4 protein-coding genes are annotated in these 6,675 nt (G+C 41.5%); 3 read left to right on the top strand and 1 reads right to left on the bottom strand.

Features of this window, described 5'->3' with window-relative positions; genetic code table 11:
* Window positions 1-539 (bottom strand): gamma-glutamyltransferase (locus F6K20_RS19170; RefSeq protein WP_287295667.1); only part of this gene is annotated, 539 nt, incomplete at its 3' end.
* A 171-nt stretch (window positions 540-710) separates the two neighbouring features.
* Between F6K20_RS19170 and F6K20_RS19165 the strand changes: the two genes are divergently transcribed.
* The 3 genes from F6K20_RS19165 to F6K20_RS19155 form a co-directional block, all read left to right on the top strand.
* Entirely contained in the window at window positions 711-2,492 is a 1,782-nt protein-coding gene (locus F6K20_RS19165; RefSeq protein WP_008184904.1) for a hypothetical protein, read from the top strand.
* A 66-nt stretch (window positions 2,493-2,558) separates the two neighbouring features.
* On the top strand, window positions 2,559-4,124 hold the full coding sequence (locus F6K20_RS19160; RefSeq protein WP_008184906.1) for a DUF1822 family protein: 1,566 nt from the start codon (window positions 2,559-2,561) through the stop codon (window positions 4,122-4,124).
* Between the two features lie 558 nt (window positions 4,125-4,682).
* A partial coding sequence (locus F6K20_RS19155) for a CHASE2 domain-containing protein (protein WP_287295665.1) occupies window positions 4,683-6,675 on the top strand: 1,993 nt, incomplete at its 3' end.

Raw genomic sequence — 6,675 nt, 5'->3', positions numbered from 1 at the left:
AATACCTGTTTAAATGGTTCAAACTCTGGTCCAGTCAGGGGGAGGTACAGAGCTTCCGCTTGTTTCCAAGCTCTTGCTGTGACTGGAGAGACTGGAAATCCGGCTTCGGCGTATCGAATCGCTGGGGCAAACAATTGCTCAAAGGGTAGCTTTCCCCACCGTTGCCACAAACTACGCCATGCTGATACCGCTCCTGGCACTGTTACCGATAACCACCCGATAGCAGGAATTTTACTCATGCCAGCAAAATGCTCAAGGGTCAGGTGTTGAGGGCTTTTGCCAGAGCCATTGATGCCATGGAGTCTACCATCCCATACTAAGCCGAAGGCATCGGAACCGATACCATTAGAGGTAGGTTCAACCACTGTCAATGCGATCGCTGTGGCTATAGCAGCATCTACAGCATTGCCTCCAGCCCAAAACATTTCCATACCAGCTAGGGTGGCTAGGGATTGGCTGGTGGCTACGGCAAATCGATTACCCATGACTACCCTTCGTCTTGATGGGTAGGGATAATTGCTTAAGTTACCCTTGAGCATAATTTTCTCTGGTGAACTATTATCTAGTTATTTTAGAGAGAAGCTGCATAACCCCTAAGTTTGAGTACCAAGTAACTAATGAGGTTTCCTTCTACTTAGTTGTTTGACCTATGAATCGGTTCAAGTTAGGAGTTAGGCGAAAGCGCTACTACAAGTTAGGGGAAAGAATCAATGCCTACTAACAACTCAGATAACAACTCAGGTATCAAACCGTTTTCGACATCTATTTATTTAAAAGACCGCCAAGGTAATAGGGGGATCGAGCCGGTTTTTGAGTCTAATTCTAGATTAGAGGATTTCATGGCACATCTAGTCGAGTCTGAGCCAGATAGGAGCGAAGCCGAGTGGGCTGCTTGCTTCTTATATCAGTTGAGACAAGCATCTGGTATTTACCGGATTTTATCCATGACTAATCCTCCGATAGTGGTGATTAGAGCTGATCTGTTATTGTTAACGTTATCTGATCAGCTCTTATTCAATTATCTACAGTTTGTTTGTTGGTCTGCAGCTCAAGCGATCGCCCATCAGTTGAGTAAATCTCATAATCTTGCGTTACATTACCCTGTAGAAGAATGTTTCATCATTGCTAGTGCAGCAGCCAGCAACCCCGCTAAACTCCTCAGAGGATTTAACTTTTATCCTAAGTCTTCTATTTATGCCTATGCTTTTAATGCCCTCAAGCGAATTATTAGAAATCAAGTCGCCAAGGAACTCAGGTTAAAATCTATCAAGTTTTCTGATTATGGCTTGTTGCGATATTTGGATAAAACAGAACTTGAGCAAGCACTTAACGACTATGGCATCACTAATCAATATTTTAACTATTATCGTCTGGCTTGGCAATCGTTTAAAGACTACTTTAATGAGATGTATCCTCCCAGCAGCAAGGGAAATCATCGCCATCATTCCCCAATTAAATTCCTAACCCAGCAACAGCTTAACCAAATTGCTCTTCGTTACAACCAGCAGTTAAATCGGTTAAATAAACTGGTGAGCTCTGAGTTCCAAAGTGATGAGTTTCATAGGAATAATCTTAGAAGAAGTGATTCAGATTGGTTAAGACAAGTACTACGTTACTCAGCAATCAGCACTCAGCATATGCCCTACGCGCATGCTACGCGAACAGCACTCAGCAATCAGCACTCAGCACTCAGCACTCAGCCCTCAAGACTCAGCACTGAACACATTGAAGAAATGCTAGCCATTTGCATCCAAGCGGTGCGGATGTCTCAACAAAGGAATTCAGTATCCTTAGATGAGTATGGGGAAATTACTGATATAGGATCTAATCCTTTAGAGGTGGTAATCCAAGAGGAAGAAAAGGATGAGTTGACTCAAGTCAGGAGTATTATCTTAAAAGAATTTACGGCTTTAGATCAGCTAGCTCAGAAATCCCTAAGACTTTGGCTTGGTCTAGGCATCAATCAACAAGATTTTATCGAGCTTTTCGGGTTTAAAAAGCAATATCAAGTGGCTCGCCAGTTTCAACGTTATTTTAAACGGATTTTGAAGGCAGTCGTCACCTTTTATTTTCGGGATGCTATGAGCAAAAATATTACCTCTAAAGACATCAATCAGCACCTTAATAAAACCACTAAAACTAACTATATTAATAACTATCTCAAATCTTACTTAAGTGCTGATAGTAAAGAATTATTTGCTCAAATTATTTATAAAATTTATGATGAAATTGTCGATAAAATAATCACGACAAAGCTTAGTAATCTAGAAAAAAAACAACTAATTAGCAGCAACCAGATTTTAAGGGAATTAATTCAACCAAAATTTGAGGTAATGATTGAGGAAAGGTTTGCTATAAAACTGATTAATTTCAGATCAGCTAAGCCAGCGATCGCTAAATTTATTGAGCGGTGGCTCCAGCAAAATCAGGCACTAATAGAGCAATCCCAATCACAAAACAGTCAAAAGCCATGTAGGCACAGTGAAACCTGAAACGTGAAACGTTAACCCAAATATACCAAATACCAATTAACGATTAACCAAAAAGGAGATGAGTCAATGAAATTACGTTTAGAGGATGTAGCTTGCCTACACCCAGACCAAATGTTGATAGAATTCTCCCCAGAAGAACGAGAAAAAGCATGGCAACAAACCCAAGCTCAAGGTTATTCTAACCAAGCTGCTCGTTGGCGAGCCTATCTGAATTGTCTCTGTCTGAATACGTTTTTAAGCTATCTGGACACAGAAGCAAATTTAACAGAACCAAATTTAACAGGAACAAATTTACTAGAAACAGCACTAGACAAAGCACTAAACAAACCACTAGATACACCACTAAACAAACCACTAAACAAACCACTAAACAAAGCATTAGTATGGCCAGAGTTGGGGGATTTACCAAGTTTCTGGGACGTAGTGAATGGTACAGCTGTTGAGCTAAACCAGACGCGACTGGTATTAATTCCTAGTGAAGAAATCAAATTTACAGCGTTGCGAGTACCGCGAGAGTGGGTTGATATTCCTGAGTGGGCTAGTCATTATTATGTGGCGATGCAACTGAATTTAGAAGAATGCTGGTTACAGGTGTGGGGATACACCACTTATCAACAGTTACGTGATCATGGTAACTATGACATCATCGATGAAACCTATGCTGTGGATGCAGTAGATTTAATTGAAGATTTGAATGTGATGTGGGTAACGGAGGAACTTACTCCAAGTCCCAAACTGACAGTAAAGCCAATGGCAAGATTATCCTGTGATGAAGCAACAACGTTAATCAAGCAATTGAGCCAGGAAACTCCTTACTCTCCGAGGCTAGATATTCCTTTTGCTAAGTGGCAGGCACTGGTATCAAATTCTAAATGGCGCAAAGAATTATATAAACAACGTTCCCTAGTTTACTCTCGTAAGCCATCTATAAACTTACTCTCATGGCTGGATAATTTCCTGGAGGCTGGTTGGCAAACTGTTGAGGAAGTTCGAGCACGTAATTGTCAACCTACTCTAAGAGTAGCTTACCGGTCTCAACAGACTCGTTTGAAGGATAGTTTGAATGGTAATTCTTCAGCATCTTCCCCCTTTTACGAAAATATCCCTGAAGCTGTGACCGCAATTATTAAACTATTAAAGACCAATAACAGTAAACAAACTAACTTACCGGCTATAGAATTATTGGGTGAAATTGCTCATGGTAGCTTAGACGCGATCGCATTGCTTGCTGACATGATCAATACTACTCACGATCATGACTTACGCCGCCAAGCCGCTGTCAGTTTAGGAAAACTTGACCCAAATCATCCCCAAGCTGGGATTAGGCGAGTTAGGATAATTGATTTAGAAATGCAACTGAATGGGAGCAAAGTAGCATTTATGGTTACTCTCATACCTGAAGCAGATGGGGGAATTAATGTTCACTTACGGGTGTATCCTACTAATGAGAAATATCTAAAAAATAATCTCCAATTGCTAGTACTTGATCAGCAGGGAGAAATTTTCTTGTCGGCTCAGTCGAGAAGTGCTGATAATTGGATCCAATTAGAGTTTCATGGCGAAAGGGGGGATAGGTTTATGGTAAAATTGGTACTGGTAGATGCCAGCTTTTCCAAAGAGTTTGTCTTGTAACTTATCTTGGGTTGTTCGCGTAGCGTGGCCTTTTGGCCAAGGTTGTGAGGTTGTTCGCGTAGCGTGGCCTTTTGGCCAAGGTTGTGAGGTTGTGAGATTGTGAGGTTGTGAGGTTGTTCGCCTTTGGCGTTCGGTGTAGGGTAGGTTGTCTGTCAGAATGCAGAATGTAGAATGTAGAATGCAGAATGTAGAATGTAGAATGCAGAATGCAGAATGTAGAATGCAGAATGCAGAATGCAGAATGCAGAATGCAGAATTCCCAATTCTAAATTATAAATTCTACATTCTTAATTCAAAAATGTTGTTCGCCTTTGGCGTTCCCGTAGGGTAGGGTGATTAATTTGTCACCTATGTTCGGTTGAATGTTTTTATATAGCGTTTCTCATACTTATCAGGTAGAGTCAATTTTATTACCCCGACTCCCGACTCCCTCGGTGCGCTTGACCCGTAATTAAATTCGCCACGGGTCGCACCGCTCCCGACTCCCTAAAACCCAGGACTTTCTCTCCCAACCAATTTAAAAAATATATTAATAAATTCAATAATACCGGATGAAAAATGACGAATTTAGTTACTTTAAAAATAGTTGATGGTGACTTTGAACAGGGGTTTCGGGTCATCCTCAAAATTGGGATTGATGCCAAGGAAAATAATTTAATGGCTAGAGAAATTGACGGTTGGTTACCACCAGCACCTCACATTAACCAATTGTGTGACAGTTGGCTCTTAAGCTATCGTGCTCAAGGGAGAATCAAAGTGCATCGGAAACTGACAGCTCCCTCAGAACAGATAACCAACTATTCAATTATCCACTCAGCTCAGGATTTACAAGAGGCGATCAATAATTGGCTAAATTCAACCGATAGAAAGTTTCAACGCTTCCGGGATCAAGTGTTAAAATCTTTATCGACCAATGACCAGATTCGGTTTATTATTCAAACTAATAATCTCAAACTTTGGCAACTGCCTTGGCATCTCTGGGATGTCTTGTCCGATTGTGATATTGAGGTTAATTTCAGTGCTTCAGAATTTCCCCCACCCTCACCACCAAGCAAAAAATATATAAATAAAGTCAGAATATTGGCAATTCTAGGAGATGACACCGGGATTGATATCCAGAAGGATTTGGCATTACTCCAGGAGGAATTACCCGATGCAGAAATTTCCCCCTTAATCAGTCCCCAAAAAAAACAATTAAGCCAGGAATTATGGGAAAAAAAGTGGGAGATATTGTTTTTTGCTGGTCATAGTTTTACCCAGAATAAAAAGAATTTACAAGGACGGTTTTTCATCAATCAGGATGAAAGCATCACCATTGAGGAGTTAAAGTATGGTCTAACCAATGCGATTAAGAATGGGTTGAAGTTGGCTATCTTTAATTCCTGTGATGGGTTAGGATTAGCAGCAGAATTGGTTAGTTTACCAATCTCGACAACCCTGGTAATGCGGGAAAAGGTGCCAGATGAGGTAGCTCAGAAGTTTTTGAGGTATTTTCTCAACGCATTTGCCACAAAGGGAAAATCCTTATCGGATTCAGTGTGGGAAACCCGGAAAAGATTGCAGGAGGAGGTAGAAGATAACTATCCCTGTGCCAGTTGGTTACCAGTGATATTTCAGAATCCTGCTCTGAAACCGCCAACTTGGAAAGACTTGACTAAGGGATTCTATACCAAGAATAAACCCAAACTCTCAACGGTTTTACTGGTAAGTTTTATTGCCACTATTGCAGTGATCACAATACGATCGCTAGGGCTGTTACAAGGATCAGAATTACGTGCTTTCGACCATCTCATGGGTCTGCGACCACCTGAAAAGCGGGATGAGCGGGTTTTAGTAATTGCGGTGGAAGAACCAGATATTAAGTATCAGGACAAGATGGGTTGGTCGAGGAAAGGGTCATTATCCGATACGGCTCTGGCACAACTGTTGCGGAAACTCAACCCTGATCAACCGCGAGTGATTGGCTTAGATATTTATCATGACTTTGAGTTTGAACCCAGCTTAGCTACTCAATTGAAGCAAAATCCCCGTTTCATTGCGGTGTGCAAAATGCCAAGTATTGATCAGACTGCTATCGCTTCACCACCCGGTATGGCATCACAACAGATCGGCTTTAGTGATTTGCCTCGTGACCCAGATGATATTATCCGCCGCCAATTTCTAGCGATGACCCCTTCGGATACTTGTGATACCAGTTACTCTCTGAGTTTACAAGTCGCTCTGAATTACCTAGCCCAAGAGGGAATCCCGCCGATGACGAGAAATTCAGCAGGGGATGTAGAAATCGGTGGTGTGATGTTTCGGAAATTCCCACACAATGCTGGTGGGTATCAGTTAGAGCCAGATCATGCCATGGGATATCAGATGCTCCTTAATTACCGTGCTAAGAATCCCAAAAAAGTTAATCTCCAAGACTTACTCAAGGGTAAACTCGATTCCCAACTGCCCACTTTGGTCAAGGATAAGATTGTCTTGATTGGGGTGGGTAAAGATTCAAAGGATGTACACCTGACTCCCTATACTAAAGGGCCATGGCCTGACAAAATACCTA

It is taken from the genome of Moorena sp. SIO2C4, from assembly GCF_010672485.1.
Taxonomy (GTDB): Bacteria; Cyanobacteriota; Cyanobacteriia; order Cyanobacteriales; family Coleofasciculaceae; genus Moorena; species Moorena producens.
This window is presented reverse-complemented; position numbering and strand designations above follow the sequence as displayed.

Coding starts and splice junctions, on each gene's coding strand:
- F6K20_RS19165 (WP_008184904.1), top strand. CDS start 711: ATGCCTACTAACAACTCAGATAACAACTCAGGTATCAAACCGTTTTCG.
- F6K20_RS19160 (WP_008184906.1), top strand. CDS start 2,559: ATGAAATTACGTTTAGAGGATGTAGCTTGCCTACACCCAGACCAAATG.